The organism is Salinimicrobium tongyeongense (genome assembly GCF_026109735.1).
GTDB classification, from domain to species: Bacteria; Bacteroidota; Bacteroidia; order Flavobacteriales; family Flavobacteriaceae; genus Salinimicrobium; species Salinimicrobium tongyeongense.
The window spans coordinates 3219659-3238062 of sequence record NZ_CP069620.1; the positions used below are offsets into that span (position 1 = coordinate 3219659).

Consider the following 18404-nt stretch of genomic DNA (forward strand, 5'->3'; position numbering starts at 1 on the left):
CATGCTTCTCAATTCTCGTAAGCATCAAAACTACCATCCTCGTAAAGAATCACCACCTTTTTTATCTTTTTAGAGAGGGAAGGAGCGGCATGTTCCTGTTCGGGTATTGGGGAAGGAGAGGAAAAAAGGTCCTGCACTTCAGGTTTATTTTCCCTGATTTTTTCTTTTTCCGAAATTTTTGCAGGCGGATTTTCCTTCGGAAAACTTCCTTTCCCGTTGAGCAGCCAGTACAATTCCACTTCAGAAAAAGCATTGATGATCTTCATAACGAAATCAAGGCTGGGTTTATTTCTGCCCGAAAGAAGATGTGAAATAGAGGAGCGGCCCACATCAATTTTATCGGCAAAGGAAGCAGCTGAAAGATCATAATATTCCATGATCCTATTGAGTCTAATTGTAAATTCCTCGGTGTTTACCATTGTAAACAAGTATAAAAAAACTGGTTGTTTACAAAAGTAATTAATTAAATCGGTTTCACCAATACCTCTCAAAAATAGTATTTTAAAGCTAAATTTATAGTTTAGTTGATAACATTTAAGTAACTAAAAAACAATTAATTATGCGTGTTAAAATAAGTAAACGGAATTATTCCTAATCCATAAGTTACAGGAGCGAACAGCTCGTTTACATAAGTAGACACGACCCCTGCTTTTTATTGTTTACGATTGTAAATTTTGGATTATTTACTTTTGTAAACATGATGACAACTGAAGATTTCCTAAAGAATTATAAGCGGTTTAAATTCGATAAATTGCAGGGACGGTACATTGATCAGCCTAAACTTGAAACAGCCCTGAATGATCTAAAAGACCATTACACGATCACCGAACTGGGAAGGTCTTTCCTTAATGTTCCTATTACAGGAATAACTTTTGGTACGGGTAAAAAGAAGATCCTGGCCTGGTCCCAAATGCACGGCAATGAAAGTACCACCACAAAGGGCGTAATAGATTTTCTTCATTTTCTGAAGGATTATGGAGATGATGAGGGGGTAAAAAAAATCCTTCAGGAATGTACAATTTTGATACTTCCAATGGTTAATCCTGATGGTGCAGCCCGTTACACCCGCGAAAATGTGAATAAAGTAGACCTTAACCGCGATGCCAAAGACATAAAGGAACCTGAAAGCAAAGTGCTGCGAAAGACTTTTGAGGGTTTTAAACCTCATTTCTGTTTTAATCTCCATGATCAACGTACCATTTTCGCTGCAGGCGACATAAATCTGCCTGCTACGCTCTCTTTCCTGGCACCTTCTATGGATGAAGCCAGAACGGTCACTGAAGTGCGTATAAAGGCAATGAAAATTATTGCGGCCATGAATATCGAGCTGCAAAAGGTAATTCCGGGGCAGGTAGGAAGGTTTGATGACAGTTTTAACCTTAATTGCACTGGAGATTACTTTCAGGCGCAACACGTGCCTACTATTTTATTTGAATGCGGGCATTTTCAGCAGGATTATTTACGGGAAAACACCCGTAAGTATTTTACTTTGTCATTATTTACAGCGGTGAAAGCGATTGCTTCAGGAGATTTTCTTCAGCAAAAAGAAGATGATTACTTCGAAATTCCGGAGAACAAGAAGAGTTTTCTGGATGTTATTCTTCGTAATGCGCAGGTTGATGGGAAAAAAGTTGATGTGGGGATACAATATTCAGAAAAAATAAAAAGTGGAGACATACATTTTGAACCCGTGGTACAGGTTATAAAAGAAGATTTAGACTTTTTTGGCCACTTAGAAATTAACTGTGAGGGTAAAGCAGTGAAAAAAGTGGACGAAACCGCACTTCTCGAAAACGATATAGTAGAGGTAATTTTGTTAAATAAAGAGAAGTTATCAATAAATCCGCCTCATATTAAATGAATATTATCTATAATCTAATTATTTTGTATTAATTTTGTACTTCGTTTAAAAACAAGGAGAATCTTCAAAAGATTAGATATGGCAAAGTTTAGATTAGATGAAACCGATCACCAGATCCTCAATATGTTGATCGACAATACGCGAACCCCATTCACTGATATCGCTAAGAAACTTAATATCTCGGCGGGTACGGTGCATGTTAGGGTAAAGAAAATGGAAGAGGCCGGAATTATTCTGGGTTCCTCTCTTACGCTTAATTATGAGAAGCTGGGTTATGCTTTTATAGCCTATGTGGGAATTTTTCTTCAAAATACCTCTCAGACAAAATTTGTACTGGAACGCATCAATGAAATCCCTTATGTGACTGTAGCTCATGTTACTACCGGCAAATTCAATGTGTTCTGCAAAATAAGGGCAAGGGATACCCAGCATGCAAAAGAAATTATTTTCAAGCTTGATGATATTGAGGGTGTTTACCGCACCGAAACCATGATTTCACTGGAAGAAAGCATCAACGATAAGAAAAGGCTAATGCATTCTATTTTTGAGAACTTATAGAATACTAAATTCTTATTAAAAACCCTCCTTGCAAATTGTCTGGAGGGTTTTTTTATTACTTTCATTCTTACTACCTTTTGTTTATGGGCTTAGTAAAACGAAAATTAAGCTCCTTCTGGAGTCTTTTAAAGCAGTCATATTTTAGCTGGAACAGGAATGACCCCTGGGCCAGAAGTGCCACTATAGCATATTATGCGCTGTTCTCGTTACCGTCCTTACTCATTATCGTGGTGACGGTGGCGGGATATTTCTTCGGAAAGGAGGCGGTACAGGGACGCATTACGCAGGAAATAGGAGAATTCATAGGGGTGGAAGCGGCCGATGCCATTGAAGGTATGGTGGCCAACGCTGCTCTTAACCAATCTTCTACCTGGGCTGTGATCTTTGGCTTTGCTTTCTTAATTTTTGGGGCAACAGGGGTATTCTTTCAGCTCAAAGCGGCTATGAACAACATCTGGAACATTGCCGTAAAGAAAAATACGGTAAAGCGTATCGTCATTAACCGCATTATTTCTTTGGGCATGGTGTTCGTTCTTGGGCTGCTGCTTCTCATTTCACTGGTCATATCAGCAGTGCTGGCGGCAATTAAAGATTACGTAGCCTCAATAGAACCTGCAGTGACCACTTTTCTCATGGAGGTGCTAAATTTTGCCCTGTCGTTTGGTATCATCATGTCTCTTTTTGCAGCAATTTTCAAATGGCTGCCCGATGTTAAATTGAAATGGAAAACCACCTACCTGGGTGCCATGCTCACTACCTGTCTTTTCCTTATTGCTGAATACCTTATCGGTTTCTATTTTGGGCAGAGCAATCCCGGGTCGGTCTATGGCGGGGCATCTTCGGTAGTACTTATCCTCCTTTGGGTGTATTACACCTGCCTTATCGTGTTCTTTGGAGCCGAATTTACCGTGCAGTATGCCCTGCACAAAAAAGATAAAGTTGAGCCCAATGAATATGCCGAACCTGCTATTTATCAGGAACTGGAAAGGCTGGAACAAAAGCGGGGGCAGCTGGTAGATGAAAAACGAATTCTCGATACCCTGCAGTCGCACGTAGACGAAGAGGAAGAGCGTCAAAAACAACGCAAAAAACAAGAGGAAGATGATAGGAGTTCTTCTTAGCATAATTTAACCTTAACCCTTCCTATTTTATAGGCTTCTTAATACAGAAAGACCCGCTTAGTGGCTATCTTCACTTAAATCATTGTTGAACATAAAAATTAATTGAAATGAATAAGAAGGTAGCTATTTTAGCGACAGATGGATTTGAAGAAGTAGAATTGACTTCCCCAAAAGAGGCCATGGAGGATGAAGGTTTTGAAGTTCACATTGTAAGTCCCAAAAAGGGCAAAATCAAGGCCTGGGATAAAACCGACTGGTCTAAAGAATACAACGTAGACAAAACCGTGGGTGAAGTAAGCGCAAAGGATTATAATGCACTAATGCTCCCCGGCGGAGTTATGAACCCCGATAATTTGAGAACAGATAAAGAGGTTCAAAAATTTGTAAAAGATTTCTTTGAGCAAAAGAAACCTGTTGCAGCTATTTGCCACGCCCCATGGACGCTTATTAGTGCAGGAGTGGTAGAAGGAAGAACAATGACTTCCTACCACACCTTAAAGGATGACCTGGTTAATGCAGGAGCAAACTGGGTTGATAAGGAAGTAGTGGTAGACGAAGGATTTGTAACCAGTAGAAATCCCGATGATCTTCCGGCCTTTAATTCAAAGCTGATAGAAGAAGTTAAAGAAGGGAAGCACGAAGACCAGCATGCCTGATCTTTTGCAGATAGTCTTTAAACTAAAAGAGGCTGCTTTAGTGGACTAGCCCCCAAAAGTTGGACGGTTTAAAATTTAATTTGATTTTTCTATATGAGCTCGATATTGTATCGGGCTCATTCCTTTTAGGTTGAGTCTTATCCTGTCATAATTATAATATTGTATGTATTCTGTTATATCGCGTTTTAATTGCTCGACAGAGGTGTATTGGTTTAGATAATACAGCTCAGATTTTAATGTTCCAAAGAAGTTTTCTGCTATAGCGTTGTCTAAGCAGTTTCCTTTTCTGGACATACTTTGTGTGATGTTCTTTTCCTTTAGGGTATTTTGGTATTGCTTCATTTGATACTGCCAACCTTGATCAGAATGAAGGATAAGCCCTGGTTTCTTCTGTTTGCTGCACTTATTAATCATATCCATTACCTGTTTAAAATTAGGTTTTTCGGAGATTGTAAAACTCAGCACTTCTCCATTAAAGAGATCTATAACAGGCGATAAATAGAGCTTTTTGTCCTTGACTTTAAACTCTGTGACGTCAGTTGCCCACTTCAAATTAGGCCTATCAGCTTTAAAATTTTGCTTTAGTAAATTAGCCGCTATTTTCCCCTCGGAGCCTCTATAGGATGAGTATTTTTTGACCCTTATCAGGCTACTTATCCCGAGCTCCTGCATAAGCCTAAAGACAGTCTTATGATTAATTACATAGCCTTTCCTCCTGAGATCCAAGTTGATTCTCCTATACCCGTAACGACCTTTGTGGAAGTCATAAACAGATTTAATCTCCTCACGTAATGTTTCGTATTTATCATTCTTACCGGCTTTTAAATGATAATAGAAAGTGCTTCGTGCCATCCCTGCATGCTTTAGTAGCTTTTCTAATGCATGCTCTTGCCTTAATTCCTGGATGATTTGCGTTTTTCTTCTTTCTCTTTTTCTGATTGAACTAAGGCATGAAGCTTTTTTAGGTAAGCATTTTCTGCTTTAAGATCAGCTAACTCATCCAAGAGTTGCTCCTCTCTGGTCATAGGTTTTTTGGGCTTTCTAGGCATAGATTTAATTCTTCCTCTATTTTCTATTGATAAACCTTCCCGCCCTTTCTCATTATAAACCTTTACCCATTTCACTAAAGTTTCCGAAGAAGGAATCTTAAAGAGCACACAAGTCTGCTGAAAAGATAAAGAATTCTCTTTCATCTTTTGTATCACCTTTACCTTAAATTTTGGAGAATATTTGTTTCTAATTGGCTTCAGTCCTTTTGACCCATGAGCTCTGTAAAAGGAAACCCATCTTCGAACCATTGATTCACCCAGGTTGTACTTCAAGCTAACAGCATAGGCTGATAAACCTTCATTTACCACTTCTTTGACTACCGCCTTTTTAAAGTTGTAATCGTGTTTGATTTTTCTACTCATAAAAATGCCCCCAATAAAGTGTCTAACTTTTTGGGGGCACTCTATTAGGGCAGCCTCTTTTTTTGGTTTCTATTTTTAAGATTAAAGATCTTCAGGATCCTCGTCTTCTTCAGCGTCATCCATATCGTCCATGTCTTCCTCTACATCTTCATTTTTCTCCGGAAGGTCTACAATAGGCTCATTGAAGTCGGAATCATCATAATCTTCTTCATCATAATTTGCCATTGTATTTTCAAGACGGGTGCTCACCTTAACAAGGTAGATACTGTCTTCGGTTCTTACCTCTACAGCTTCAACCGTTTCGTTTTTTGCATTTTTAAAAGAGATGATTTGATCATCATCATATCCGTCAGGATATTTTTCAACAAGTAGCCCCAAAATCTCGGGGGTAAGCTTTTTGTAATCAACAATGATTCTTTTCATAAGTAAGTTTTAAGGCCTCCTTCTAAGCGAAAATAAGGATTCATTATTCCGCCACCGTTAAAATAAATAAAAAATTTACACTATGTTTTTTAGTCTGCGTCTACATCTTCTTGAGGTGCAAGGTAATACCTGAAAGCCTCAAGAAGGAATGTATTTGGTACTTCACGATCAATGACCGGTTCTCCAATTTGTCGCAAAAGAACAAAATTTATTTTTCCCCCCTCATTTTTTTTATCAAATTTCAGCAGGTCGATGATCTTTTTTTGATCTTCCTCCGTAAAATCGGTTTTTCCGTATATTGAGGTGATAATACGATTGATATCATCCCTTTTCTCCTTCGGAAACCCTTCCAGTTCTGTTGATAAGTATGCTGCAAGTACCATTCCTGCCGCAACGGCTTCTCCATGCAGCAGTTTTTGCTTTTCAGGATTTTCCAAGAAATAAGATTCTATCCCGTGCCCCAGCGTATGGCCAAAATTCAGGCTCTTCCGCAGGCCTTTTTCATAAGGATCCTGTGCAACTACGTTTTCTTTGATCTCAATAGATTCGCTGATAAGATCTTCTAGATCGGTAAGATCAAGATCTTTCAAAGATTTTAGCCTGTTCCAGTAATCTTCATCTGCAATTAATCCGTGCTTCAGCATTTCTGCGAGTCCGCTGCGCATTTCGCTTGGGGGCAGACTTGCTAAAAAAGATATGTCTACAACCACCATTTCAGGTTTTTTAATGATGCCCACCTGGTTCTTCAATGCCCCAAGGTTCACCCCGTTTTTTCCTCCCAGCGCGGCATCAACCATAGAGAGCAGGGTAGTAGGAAAGTGAACACAGGCGATACCTCTTTTAAACGCTGCCGCCACAAATCCGCCCAGATCGGTCACTACGCCGCCGCCAAGGTTCACCAACAGGCTCCTGCGGTCGCCTCCCAATTCAGATAAAGCCTCCCACAGGGAATTACAGGTCTCTATCGTCTTGTGTTCTTCGCCAGCTTCAATCTCCAAAACTTCAATTTCAACATTGGTTTCCAGCTTTTGAAGAAACGAAGAAAGGCAGTGAACATGGGTGTTGGAGTCTACTAGAACAAAGATCTTGGTAAAGTTTTCCTGCCTTAAAAATTCATGGAAGTGGTCATAACCTTTTTGGTTAAAAAGTACGGGAGATTCTGTAGAGGTTTTAGTCATGGATCCTTTTGATAAATGCACGTTAAAGGCTTCGAAAATAAGGAGAAAAATCCTAACTATCTCCATCCAATAATTATCTTTGTAAACCCAATTTTAAGAAATGATCACACAGAAGATATTTAATGATACTGAGACAGCTTTTAAACTTAAAACTGATTCAGAATTAAACCGGGCCATCTTTCTTTTCGAGATGATTGACCGGCCATTATTGGTCAAAACAGGTACTGCAATGACCAACCTTGCTCTTAAAGCACATTTGCCGGTAGAGGGGCTCATCAAAAAGACCATTTTTAACCAGTTTTGTGGCGGGGTGACCGAGAAGGACTGCCTTCCCACCATAGAAAAAATGTACAGCAAAAACCTTCACAGCATTCTCGATTATTCTGTTGAAGGAAAAGAGAAAGAAAGTGAATTTGAGAAGGCTATTGAACGCAAGACCAATATTGTAAAATTTATTTCAAAACGTGACGAGCTTCCGTTTGCGGTTTTTAAACCCACGGGTATTGGCCGTTTTGAACTCTGGCAAAAAGTTTCTGCCAATGCCAACCTTTCCCTCGAAGAGGAAGAAGAGTGGCAACGAGTAAAAAACCGGGTGAACAAGATTTGCGATGAGGCGTACAAACAGGGCGTAAGATTGCTTGCCGATGCCGAAGAAAGCTGGATGCAGGATGCTGCCGATGTGCTTATTGAAGAAATGATGTTCAAGTACAACCGAGAACGGGCAATAATCTTCAACACGCTGCAATGCTACCGCTGGGACAGGATGCAGTATCTTAAAGACCTGCACAGCCGTGCCAAAGAACAGGGCTTTATTGTGGGTGCCAAGGTTGTGCGAGGGGCATATCTTGAAAAGGAAAATGAAAGGGCTTCAAAAATGGGATATTTGTCGCCCATTTGTGAGAACAAAGAAGCAACCGATGTAAATTACAACGGCGTGCTTACTTACTGCCTGGCACATATAGAAGATATTTCGGTGTTTATCGGTACGCACAACGAAATGAGCAACTACCTGGCCCTGCAGGTTATGGAAGATAAGGGCATTGAAAAGAATGACGACAGGGTGTGGTTTTCCCAGCTCTTCGGAATGAGCGAGCACATTAGCTATAATCTTGCTGAAGCCGGTTATAATGTGGCCAAGCTCGTGCCCTTTGGCCCGGTAAAGGAAGTTGTGCCTTATCTTATTAGAAGGGCCGAAGAAAATACCTCTGTAAAAGGGCAAACCGGAAGGGAATTAGGGCTGCTTTACGAAGAAAGAAAAAGAAGGGCAGGAGAGATCACCAAGAGTAACAGGGAGAGTGAACTGGCTGGCTAGATTCATCTATTTCAGGATAATGGGCTGGAAATTCTACGGAAGCTGGCCCCCCGCACTAAAAAAAGCAGTTGTGATCGTAGTGCCGCATACCAGCTGGCACGATTTCTACCTGGGGCTTTTAGTGCGCAGGATTCTTGGGGTAGATATAAAATATGTCGCTAAAAAGGAACTTTTCAAACCTCCTTTTGGGTGGTACTTTAAGTGGATGGGCGGTACGGCTTTAGACCGAACTCCCGGCCAGAAAAAGTAGAAGCCATTGCAGGCCTCTTTAAGGAGAGAGAAGAATTTAGACTGGCCATTGCGCCCGAAGGTACCCGAAAAAAAGTAGGGGAGTGGAAAACCGGATTTTATTATATCGCAAAAAAAGCGGAAGTACCCATCGTAATGGTGGCTTTCGACTTTGGAAGTAAAAGCGTCAAGGTTTCCGAACCTCTGTTCCCTTCAGATGATAAGGATCGGGATTTTCTCAAGATCAAAGATTTCTACAAAGAAGTGACGGGAAAAGTTGCCCGTTACACCTAAAAAAAGCTGCCCTAAAAAAATCTTTTAGGGCAGCTTTTTTTATAACAATCCTGGTTATTTAAAGTTAATATCTGTAAACGGCGTTTAGCTTGGAATCTTTGTTTGGCATAAACTCTCTTTCAATAAGATAAGCCTTTCCGTTTTGCTGAATCACTTTTACAGCGGCCAGGTTCATCAGGGAAATACTGCCGTTCCTTTTTTCGTCATGCACATCTACCGAAGCCATTTTTTCATTGTAATCTCCCCAGATGTCTTCGCGGTTTTGCAGGAAAAGCGTATCAACCTTCCCTTCAAAAATAGCAGGGATGATCTCCGAAACCTGTGTGGAAGTTCGGGAAGGATTCAAATCATTGAACTGCTTCATTTTCTCGTCTTTTTCTTTTCTAAAGTGTGGCTCAAGGGTTTCAAGGGCCGCGGCATGTAGCCCGAAAATACTGTCATGGTCGGCTTCAGGGTTTCCCGGCACCGGTTTTGGGTACAGGTTCTTGTAGCGGCTGGCTTCCTGGTAAATTGGGAAGTGTGAATCCTGGCATGCCACTATAAGGGGTACGTTATCGTTGTGCAGAATTTCATAGATCCCTTTGTCCACCGCGCGAAAGAAGCGTAGAATCTCGTTTTTGCGATCGCGGGTCGCAGCTTCATAGCCGTGCTGGGTAGAAGTGCCCTGCGGGTTTGCCCCCACGCTGTTTCTCTGGGTTTTGTGCTTGCTGTTCTTTTCTTCATAATCGTAGCCAACCCGGTCTTCAAGCCTTTCGGGCGTGAGATCGTCAATTTTCACCTCTCCTATGGAATATTGAGTGGCTTCATACAGTTTTACCTCGTCAAGCTGTAGGTGCAGCAAATAAAATCTGCCATCTCCATTAAACATTGGCACCAGTGGTTTTAAGTAAAAATGATCGGCTACATAGGTAAAAGCCTCAAAATAAATGGGGAGAGTGTACTGCCGGGAAAAACCGTCGGCCAAAAACAGGGCCAGGCCGTCGCTTTGATGCCGCCAAAAATCACTGTCATCCATCAGGTCGTTCACCGGTTTCCCCATTTTATCTATTTTATCCTGCGGATATCCCATTGCTTTTAACTCCTCTACGGCCTTTTTCCACTGACTTTTTAGATTGATCTTATCCTTTTCTTCCAAAACGTCTTTTCCGGCCCTCACGGTAGGGATAAAAATGGAGACGCAGGGATTGCTGTCAAATTTTGCTAAGTCCTCAAATTGTTCTTTTGTCAAAATTGGCATGATCTGTCGGTTTTTTACGGAAATAATCCTTCAAAAAAGGCATTTTTCCTCGATTCATAAATGTGAACTTAAGATACTAAGATGCCAAAAAAGCCGTAGGGCTGCTGGTCATAATTTTTCCTTAATGAGAAGGCTTTTTGCCGTTAATTTTCTGCTAAGGAATTACCACCATACCACAAAAAGCCTCTGGTAGCTGCCATTTAGCGTTTTCATCCAGAGAAGGGGAGAGAATTTTTCAGAGAGCAGCGGTGCTATTTGTACTTTGATCTCTTCAAACGAATACCAGCTGTGGTTTTGCCCCGGGAGCACCGGCCAAAACTTCTTTTTGGGGCTAAAAAAAGTATTTTGGCCATAGTCTTCAAAAGTGAATTCTGAAGCTTTTATCCAGAAACCTGCCACGCATTCAGGATTGATATTTCTTAAAGCTGAAGCCCGCATTTTCTTCGGAAGAAAAACCGAAGCCTTAAAACACATTTTTTGAACCACCCGCTGCACATCAATCCCTTTTGCCTGAAGCACATTTTGAGCAGCCTCGTGAAAGAGCAGCGGAAATTGCCTTTTTTGAAGCCTTTCCAGTTTCCGGTTCAGGTTGTCGCGTTTGTTGGGCCCAATTAAATGGTCTTTTTCCGAAATACCCGTGTCGGGATCGTAGATATAGAACTTGAAGACCAGTTCTATATGAAAAATTTCTTCTGAAGCAGTGTCTTTCAGCAAAAAATCGATTTCTCCAAGCGTTTCTTTCTCCTGAATGACCTGCTGGTTCTGTAGCAGGATTTCTTCCGAAGTAAAATGCGAAACATAACAGGCAAAAAAGTGTTCCATGCGCTTTCCCAGCACCCTTGCCCGTGGCGCAGGGATTTCAGGAAAATTTTCTTCCGAAATGGCCTTTAAGGTTCGATAGAGCGGGTAGTCAAAAATGGCATTTTCAGCAAAGATTTCGGAAGTGCTTAAAAAGCCTTTAAATTGATCGGCTAGGGTAAATTCCATTTATTCCTTTTCATCATCATCGTCCTTGCTTAGCAGGAACCCGAAGGGTTTTAGTGGTGAAATATTGCTGAAGACCACGTTGATAATGGCCAGGATGGGGATAGACAGCACCATGCCTGCAATGCCCCACACCATGCCCCCAATAATGACCGCCAAAATGACGAAAAATGGGTGCAAATCTACCTGGTCTCCCACTATATAAGGCTCCAAAATATAACTTTCTACAAATTGTGCCACCCCAAAGGTGATGATAATGCCCACCAGTACGCCGGTTTCCCCCGATACCAGGTACCCGAAGATCATTGCCAGCCCAAAGCCTACAATATTACCAATGTAGGGCAGGAGGCTTAACACGGCGGCCAGTATACTTATTAAAATAAAATTATTCACACCCGAGATGCCCAGGCCAACGGCATACAGAACTGCCAGGAACCCGATGAGGATCAGCTTTCCCACCAGGTACCTGCGCGTGACCTCAGCCGATTTTTCGATAACTTTTTTTACTTCATGCCGCCGGGAATCGGGGAAAAGCAACAACAAAAAGTTTTTAAACCTGTGCCTGTAGTTGAGCAGGAAAAAGATGTAAATAAAGGTAATAAGGTAGTCGCCAAAAAAGCTGATGGCGCTGTTGAGAAAAGAAGCTGCTTTTTGACCGGCATTGGAGTCTGAACTCATAAAAGGAAGGCTGCCGCCATCTTCTGAACTTTCGAGATCCTGCTCCTCCAGCGGCGTGTGCTCAAACAGGAAAGCCTTTACCTGCGCAATTTTGGGTGCCATGGTTTCCCTGATCTTGGGCCAGTCATCAACCACGGTTTTTACCTGCATAGAAATGATCGCAAAAAAGCCAACCGAAGCCAGGAAAATGATAAAAGTATTCACCAGCGAGGAGGCCATTCTATTCATAAACGAATTTTCCATTTTTCGGCAGAGTGGGATCATGAGTAAAGAAAGCACTACCGCAGTGGTCAATGGAATAAAGAAACCGCTTGCCTCTGCAAGGCCCTGAAACAGAAAATACAATCCCAGTATAGTTAGCGTTACATAAAGAAGTATTTGTTTCCCTTTTGAGTTGATCGTTTTTTCCATGAAAGTGAAGATACAAAACCTGCAGCCATTCTGTTCTAACTAAAAGTTAAAGACTTGGTACAAAGCTCTTGTTCATGGGGTCCAAAACCAGTTTTATCTTTAAATTCGTACAAATTGTAATTGTGAAGCAGCAACGCTACTACTACCTTATAAAAATTCAGTACCTGGGATACCGGCTGCACGGCTGGCAAAGGCAACCCGGACTAAAAACGGTTGAAGGCCTGGTAAAAAAAACGCTCAGGTTTGTGCTGGGAGAGCTAAGCTTCAAGATATTGGGCTCCAGCCGTACCGACGCCATGGTCTCAGCCCACGAGTCGGCTTTTGAGCTGTTCATAGACAAAGAACCTTTAGAGAATATGGCCGATTTCCTGGTGCTGTTCAACCAGAATCTACCCCCCGATATCAGGGCTTTAAGCATCAAAGAAGTAGATGCCGGTTTCAATATCATTCAGCATCCAAAAAAGAAAGAATATTTGTATCTGTTTTCCTTCGGAAGAAAAAGCCATCCGTTTGCAGCACCTCTTATGGCTACTTTTCCTGAAGATTTGGATATTGACCTCATGATGCAGGGTGCACGGATGTTTGAAGGCCATCATTCCTTTCATAATTTTTGTACAAAACCCACGCCTCATACAGTAGTGGAACGGGAAATCGAATTTTGCGAAATAATACTGAACACAAAAATCACCGCGAGTTTCTTTCCCGAAAGGTCTTACCTGCTAAGGGTGACCGGCACCGGATTTTTACGCAACCAGATAAGGCTGATGATGGGAACGCTGGTACAGCTGGGAAGGGGAGAACTCTCTTTGGCCGATCTTGAAAAAAGCCTGGACCCCAATATTAAAATGCCCGTGAACTACATCGCCCCCGGCAGCGGGCTCATCCTGAACAAAGTGGATTTTACCTGAAGGTTCAAGGTTCAAGGTTCAAGATTTAAGATTCAAGATTCAAGATTCAAGATTCAAGATTCAAGATTCAAGATTCAAGATTCAAGATTCAAGATTCAAGGTACGAAGTTCAAAATTCATTGTTTAAGATTTAAAGTGTAAAGTATAGAGTTTCAAGTTCTAACTTCGTAACTCGTACCTCGTATTTCGTTTTGTGCTTCAACTTTCCTTATTCAGTATCGTCAATGCTACGCGAATGGTACCATAATCCATTTCTTCTTTAAAATGTTCGAAGTAGGGTTTTAACGCATCGGGCTTGGCGAGTTCTTTCCTTGCTTTGCGCACCGATTCAAGATCTGCTTCTGAAATATATTTTTTGAGATCTACCTCTTCGCCGGTTTCGTAAAGTTTAGAGAGGTGTGAAAAAATAGTGGTTGCAGCCAGGTTTCGGGCCTGTGCCATTTCTTCTATACTCATTCCCTCGCGGTACAACTTCAGGGTTTCCTTATAAGTATTCCCTTTTTTTCGGGTTTTCTTCTCCCGTTTCTCCTTGCTGTGAGCGATGATCTCCTTGATGAACCTGTACCCGTAATTCTGCATTTTTTGGCGTCCAACTCCACTTATTTGCATAAAATCCTCATCGGTCATGGGGCGCTCTTTTTCCATTTCTTTGAGGGTGACATCGTTAAAGATCAGGTAAGCCGGGATGTCTTCTTCCCTCGAAATTTCAAGTCTCAGTTTTCTCAACCTCTCAAAAAGGCTGTTTTCCGAAGTTTTTTCGGCAAGCGCGGGTTGTTTCTTTAATTCGGCCTGTGCGACATCGGCCAGGGAAACTTTTTCCTGCTCAAAAAGCACATTTTTGGCAAGGCTTGTGAGCCTGATCTTGTTTTGATCGTGAAAGGCAATCTCAAGGTAGCCCTGGTTGATCAGCTGGATCATGTACTGCTGCCAGTCCCGCCATGCCACATCGCCGGCAATGCCATAGGTAGAGAGCTTTTGGTAGCCTTTTTCAAGCACCTGCGCATTTTGGGCTCCCCGCAGCACGTCTATAACCGTAGAGATGGGTTCCTGTTCCCTGAGCCGGAAAACCGTAGAGAGGGCTTTTTGAGCTAAAATAGTGCCGTCAAAAAATTCAGGCGGATTCTTACATACATCGCAGTTGCCGCAATCTTCAGAAATCAGTTCTCCAAAGTAACTCAGCAGGATCTTTCGGCGGCAGCTCAAAGCTTCAGAATATTGCTTCATGCGGTCGAGTTTTGCCAGCTGAATTTCGGCGTTTCCCGAGCCTTCAGCAAACTTCTGCAGCTGCACCACATCGGCATAACTGTGAAAGAGGAGCGTAGAGGAAGGCAGGCCGTCACGCCCGGCGCGGCCAATTTCCTGGTAGTAACCTTCAAGGTTCTTGGGCATGTTGTAATGAATCACCCAGCGCACATTCGACTTGTCTATGCCCATGCCAAAGGCAATCGTAGCGCAGATGATCTCTTTGGTGTCATTGATGAAATCTTCCTGGATCTGGATCCTTTCCTCATGGGACAGGCCGGCGTGATAAGCTTCGGCCTTATAGCCCTTAGCCTGAAGTTTTACGGCCAGTTCTTCGGTATTCTTTCGGCTTAAACAGTAGATGATGCCGCTTTCAGACTTCCTGCCTTTCAAAAATGCCAGAATCTGTTCAAATTTTTTGGTGCCGGGCCGTACTTCCAGGCTCAGGTTCTTCCTGTCAAAAGAAGAGAGGTGCTGCATGGCATTGGGGATATTGAGCTGTTCGCAAATATCCTGGCGCGTGGCTTTATCGGCTGTAGCGGTGAGGGCGATGATGGGCGTTTCGGGATGGCGGTTCTTAAGATACCCCAGCTGCGTATAGGCCGGCCTGAAATCGTGCCCCCAACTTGAGATACAATGCGCTTCATCTATGGCAATGAGGCTGATATTGCCTGCGGAAAAGACCGCATCTATGTACTGAAGGCTCTCGGGCGCCACGTAAAGCAGCTTGATCTCATTTTTCCCGATCTTCCGGAAGATTTCCTGCTGCTCTTCTTCTTTCTGACTGCTGTTAAGGAATGCTGCCGAAATTCCGTTAGCACTAAGCCCGTCTACCTGATCTTTCATAAGGGCGATGAGCGGAGAAATCACAATGGTAATACCCGGAAGCAGGATTGCCGGTAGCTGGAAACAAATTGATTTTCCGCCGCCTGTGGGCATGATCACAAGGTTGTCACGACCTTCAAAAACAGCTTCTATAATTTGCTTTTGCAGCGGCCTGAAGCTGTCATAACCAAAATATTCCTTTAATGTGCCTAGTAATTTTGCCTCTTCAACCATGCTACAAATAAAATGAAAGCAGGCCAATGCTCAATGGCCGAAGTTTGTTAAATACAAGATTTTTACCAGTAGCCCCAGCTACGCATAAATTCTTACTTTTAAAGAAATTATACTTCTATGGTTAAAAGAACCCGCTACCTCTCCAAAAGGCCAAAATCGAATAAAGCTTTGCACCAGGCTCCTGGAACCGTCACTTACGTGGGGCGAAAGGAGCAGGTTGAAACGCTGCTGGAAGTAATAGATTATAATGCAGGTAATTATGAAAGGATCACTTCAAAGAACCCCGGAGATGCTTTTCAGTTTGAAGAAGAAGACCGCACCACCTGGATCAATATTGACGGATTAAGCAATACGGCTGAAATTGAGAAGATTGGGAAGTATTACGACCTGCACCCCCTAATTATTGAAGATATTGTAAACACCAACCAGCGGCCAAAAATTGATGAATACAAAGATTACTTCTTTATAGTGGCAAAAATGCTATACTTTAGGGAGGATGGGCGGCTGGAAAATGAGCACATCAGCATGGTGCTGGGAAAAAATTATGTGCTCACCTTCCAGGAAGCCGGAGGGGATGTCTTTGACGGCGTGCGCGAAAGGCTTTCCAAAGCAAAAGGCCGTATAAGGAGCAGGGGGGCAGATTATCTGGTTTTTGCACTTTTAGATGCTATTGTAGATCACTATTTTTTGGTGGTAGACGATATGAGCGATAAAATAGAAGCCATGGAAGAACGGCTTTTTGACGCGCAGCCAAAAGATGATACCATACTTGAGATCCAGGAATTAAAGCGCACCATGTTGAGAATAAGGCGGGCTGTAAACCCGCTGCGCGAAGTGGTGAGCCGTCTTGAAAAACTAGATCACGACCTGGTGCAGGAGCAAACCCTCAATTATATTAGAGACCTTTACGACCACATGCTGCAGGTTTCGGAAAATATTGAGATCTACAGGGAAATGACCTGGGGCCTTATGGATATGTACATGACCACAATAAGCAATAAGATGAACGAAGTCATGAAGGTGCTCACCATAATGGCTTCCATATTCATTCCGCTTACATTTCTTGCGGGTATCTACGGGATGAATTTTGAATACATGCCCGAGCTGGAATACAAATACAGCTACCCGGTATTATTGATCGCCATGTTGTTTCTTATCCTTGCGATGCTGGTGTATTTTAGGCGAAAGCGGTGGCTTTAAGCTTTTGACGTTTCCTGCCAGAATTTATCATCCCAATCGTCTGGATCTGGGGTGATAATCTCTTCCTCTTTATTGGTGATGTTCTGCAGCTTTTCTTCGGAAACAGTTTCCTGCAGCTCCCTGAACAGCTCCCGCTCTTCAAACCTTATGTGCCGGTTCAATTCCTTTTCTATGGAATGAAAGCCTGCTTCACCAGCTTCTTCTTTGAACAAAGACTCAAGCCGGGAGTGTTCATTGATTGCCCTTTGCGCCATGGGGTGATCTTCTCCTAAAAGGGGAAATATTTCTGCCTCTTCAAACCTGAAGTGGGGCCTTAGTTGAGAAGTAAAGAAAAAATCGGTGTATTTTTTAATGCGCTCCAGGGAAACACCTCTTTTTAATCCTTCTCTAATTTTCCAGCACAAGAGCAACCCGTGGTGGTGGTCGCGGCTTAACGGCTTCAATGCTTCGTGCCTTTTTATAGGTGTAGGTTTTTCCATAGCTTCTTGAAATTAGGATACAAAGCTAAGCCTATGATCTTCGGAAGGCTATGATGCAGGTCATGTTCTTTAGATGATGTTAAGGTTAACTGACATTTTATCTTTTTTTTAATAACAAAAATCCTGTATATCGTGTAAAGCTTTATAATTTAGGAGGAAGCAGTAATTCTCCTTAAATCAAACCCGTATGTCATGAAAATAGGATATCACGCTTCCCATGAACAATTTACGCCCCGCCATTTGCTCAAACTGGTTCAACAAGCCGAAGATGCTGGCTTTAAAGCCGTGTTGTCTTCAGATCATTTTCACCCGTGGAGTGACACCCAGGGGGAAAGCGGGTTTGCCTGGAGCTGGCTTGGAGCAGCCATGCAGGCTACCAACCTTGAATTTGGAATTGTTAATGCGCCGGGCCAGAGATATCATCCCGCGATTATTGCCCAGGCTGTAGCTACGCTAGATCAAATGTTTCCGGGAAGGTTTTTCTTGTGTTCGGGGAGCGGCCAGCTGCTCAATGAGAATATTACAGGTGAAAAATGGCCTGCAAAAAGAGACAGGAATAAAAGGCTCCAAGAGTCGGTCGAGGTGATGCAACGCCTGTGGCGGGAAGACGATTATCTTAATCACAAGGGAATGTTCACTGTTGAACGTGCAAAACTTTTCACCAAACCTGCTAAAATCCCAACGGTATTTGGCGCAGCCATTACCGAAAAAACTGCAGCCTGGTTATCTACATGGGCCGATGCCATGATTACCATTTCCAAGCCTAAAGAGGAACTTGAAAAAATGGTTAAAGCCTTTAGGAATGGCGGAGGAAAAAAGAAACCCATGGCGTTAAAAGTACAGATCTCATATGCAAGAAACAGGGACAAAGCACTTGATGGGGCATGGGAGCAATGGAAGAACAACATCTATCCAAGCAAGGTGATTGCCGATATAGACAGCCCCGAAAAATTTGATGCCATGGGGCAGAATACCAGGAAAGAAGATGTGGAGAAACATGTGATCGTAGGGAGTGATGCAGATACTTTTATCGAAAAGATCAAAGAATATGAAAGCCTGGGATTCGAAAAAATTGTGATCCACAATGTAAATAAACAGCAGGAAGATTATATAGACTTCTTTAAAAAAGAAGTATTGCCCAATTTTAACCAGAATTAGTATAA

At 42.4% G+C, this 18404-nt stretch carries 20 protein-coding genes; 10 read left to right on the forward strand and 10 right to left on the reverse strand.

Going from position 1 to position 18404, the window contains the following annotated elements; all coding sequences use genetic code 11:
• Positions 1-8: 8 nt before the first annotated feature.
• The gene (locus JRG66_RS14285) at positions 9-419 is read right to left on the reverse strand and encodes a helix-turn-helix domain-containing protein (RefSeq protein WP_265163439.1); all 411 of its coding nucleotides are present in this window, start codon (positions 417-419) and stop codon (positions 9-11) included.
• Between the two features lie 278 nt (positions 420-697).
• On the opposite strand from JRG66_RS14285, the gene JRG66_RS14290 reads away from it, so the two are divergent.
• The 4 genes from JRG66_RS14290 to JRG66_RS14305 all read left to right on the forward strand — a co-directional run bounded on the left by JRG66_RS14290 (position 698) and on the right by JRG66_RS14305 (position 4196).
• The gene (locus JRG66_RS14290; protein ID WP_265163440.1) at positions 698-1861 is read left to right on the forward strand and encodes a M14 family zinc carboxypeptidase; all 1164 of its coding nucleotides are present in this window, start codon (positions 698-700) and stop codon (positions 1859-1861) included.
• 78 nt (positions 1862-1939) lie between these two features.
• A complete protein-coding gene (locus JRG66_RS14295; RefSeq protein WP_228914785.1) occupies positions 1940-2419 on the forward strand; it encodes an Lrp/AsnC family transcriptional regulator in 480 nt (159 codons plus the stop codon).
• An 83-nt stretch (positions 2420-2502) separates the two neighbouring features.
• Positions 2503-3540 carry a YihY/virulence factor BrkB family protein gene (locus JRG66_RS14300; RefSeq protein ID WP_265163441.1) on the forward strand — a complete coding sequence of 346 codons (1038 nt, stop codon included), beginning with the start codon at positions 2503-2505 and terminating at the stop codon, positions 3538-3540.
• A 107-nt stretch (positions 3541-3647) separates the two neighbouring features.
• Positions 3648-4196, forward strand: coding sequence for a type 1 glutamine amidotransferase domain-containing protein (locus JRG66_RS14305; RefSeq protein ID WP_265163442.1), 549 nt, complete (start codon positions 3648-3650; stop codon positions 4194-4196).
• A gap of 75 nt (positions 4197-4271) precedes the next feature.
• On the opposite strand, the gene JRG66_RS15720 is transcribed toward JRG66_RS14305, so the two are convergent.
• From JRG66_RS15720 to aroB, 4 genes are all read right to left on the reverse strand, one after another.
• A complete protein-coding gene (locus JRG66_RS15720; RefSeq protein WP_307726326.1) occupies positions 4272-5135 on the reverse strand; it encodes an IS3 family transposase in 864 nt (287 codons plus the stop codon).
• On the reverse strand, positions 5090-5608 hold the full coding sequence (locus JRG66_RS15725; protein WP_265163443.1) for a helix-turn-helix domain-containing protein: 519 nt from the start codon (positions 5606-5608) through the stop codon (positions 5090-5092). Before JRG66_RS15725 ends, JRG66_RS15720 begins: the two co-directional genes overlap by 46 nt.
• Before the next feature lie 81 nt (positions 5609-5689).
• Positions 5690-6031 carry a hypothetical protein gene (locus JRG66_RS14320; protein WP_265163444.1) on the reverse strand — a complete coding sequence of 114 codons (342 nt, stop codon included), beginning with the start codon at positions 6029-6031 and terminating at the stop codon, positions 5690-5692.
• An 89-nt stretch (positions 6032-6120) separates the two neighbouring features.
• Positions 6121-7275 (reverse strand): 3-dehydroquinate synthase, encoded by a 1155-nt coding sequence (gene aroB, locus JRG66_RS14325; RefSeq protein ID WP_307726294.1) that lies wholly within the window; start codon positions 7273-7275, stop codon positions 6121-6123.
• Positions 7276-7309: 34 nt separating this feature from the next.
• On the opposite strand from aroB, the gene JRG66_RS14330 reads away from it, so the two are divergent.
• From JRG66_RS14330 to JRG66_RS15610, 3 genes are read left to right on the forward strand one after another with little or no spacing between them, the layout of a single operon-like run.
• A complete protein-coding gene (locus JRG66_RS14330) occupies positions 7310-8521 on the forward strand; it encodes a proline dehydrogenase family protein (RefSeq protein WP_265163445.1) in 1212 nt (403 codons plus the stop codon).
• Positions 8522-8540: 19 nt separating this feature from the next.
• Positions 8541-8771 (forward strand): 1-acyl-sn-glycerol-3-phosphate acyltransferase, encoded by a 231-nt coding sequence (locus tag JRG66_RS15605; protein WP_307726295.1) that lies wholly within the window; start codon positions 8541-8543, stop codon positions 8769-8771.
• Positions 8723-9043: a lysophospholipid acyltransferase family protein gene (locus tag JRG66_RS15610; RefSeq protein ID WP_307726296.1), complete on the forward strand. Its 321-nt coding sequence runs from the start codon at positions 8723-8725 to the stop codon at positions 9041-9043. The genes JRG66_RS15605 and JRG66_RS15610 overlap by 49 nt, the downstream gene beginning before the upstream one ends.
• A 64-nt stretch (positions 9044-9107) precedes the next feature.
• Here JRG66_RS15610 and JRG66_RS14340 read toward each other — a convergent pair whose 3' ends face one another.
• The 3 genes from JRG66_RS14340 to JRG66_RS14350 all read right to left on the reverse strand — a co-directional run bounded on the left by JRG66_RS14340 (position 9108) and on the right by JRG66_RS14350 (position 12353).
• Entirely contained in the window at positions 9108-10280 is a 1173-nt protein-coding gene (locus JRG66_RS14340) for a baeRF3 domain-containing protein (RefSeq protein ID WP_265163446.1), read from the reverse strand.
• Positions 10281-10442: 162 nt separating this feature from the next.
• Entirely contained in the window at positions 10443-11267 is an 825-nt protein-coding gene (locus JRG66_RS14345; RefSeq protein ID WP_265163447.1) for a DUF1853 family protein, read from the reverse strand.
• A complete protein-coding gene (locus JRG66_RS14350) occupies positions 11268-12353 on the reverse strand; it encodes an AI-2E family transporter (protein ID WP_265163448.1) in 1086 nt (361 codons plus the stop codon).
• Positions 12354-12427: 74 nt separating this feature from the next.
• Here JRG66_RS14350 and JRG66_RS14355 point away from each other — a divergent pair, with 74 nt between their 5' ends.
• Positions 12428-13261 carry a tRNA pseudouridine synthase A gene (locus JRG66_RS14355; RefSeq protein ID WP_307726297.1) on the forward strand — a complete coding sequence of 278 codons (834 nt, stop codon included), beginning with the start codon at positions 12428-12430 and terminating at the stop codon, positions 13259-13261.
• Positions 13262-13459: 198 nt separating this feature from the next.
• On the opposite strand, the gene recQ is transcribed toward JRG66_RS14355, so the two are convergent.
• Complete coding sequence (recQ, locus tag JRG66_RS14360; RefSeq protein ID WP_265163449.1) at positions 13460-15562, reverse strand: DNA helicase RecQ; 2103 nt, start codon at positions 15560-15562, stop codon at positions 13460-13462.
• A 117-nt stretch (positions 15563-15679) separates the two neighbouring features.
• Between recQ and corA the strand changes: the two genes are divergently transcribed.
• A complete protein-coding gene (corA, locus tag JRG66_RS14365; RefSeq protein WP_265163450.1) occupies positions 15680-16762 on the forward strand; it encodes a magnesium/cobalt transporter CorA in 1083 nt (360 codons plus the stop codon).
• On the opposite strand, the gene JRG66_RS14370 is transcribed toward corA, so the two are convergent.
• Positions 16759-17241, reverse strand: coding sequence for a hemerythrin domain-containing protein (locus tag JRG66_RS14370; RefSeq protein ID WP_265163451.1), 483 nt, complete (start codon positions 17239-17241; stop codon positions 16759-16761). The genes corA and JRG66_RS14370 overlap by 4 nt on opposite strands.
• A gap of 192 nt (positions 17242-17433) precedes the next feature.
• Here JRG66_RS14370 and JRG66_RS14375 point away from each other — a divergent pair, with 192 nt between their 5' ends.
• Positions 17434-18399, forward strand: a complete 966-nt coding sequence (locus JRG66_RS14375) for a TIGR03885 family FMN-dependent LLM class oxidoreductase (protein ID WP_265163452.1) — start codon at positions 17434-17436, stop codon at positions 18397-18399.
• The last annotated feature ends 5 nt before the right edge of the window (positions 18400-18404 follow it).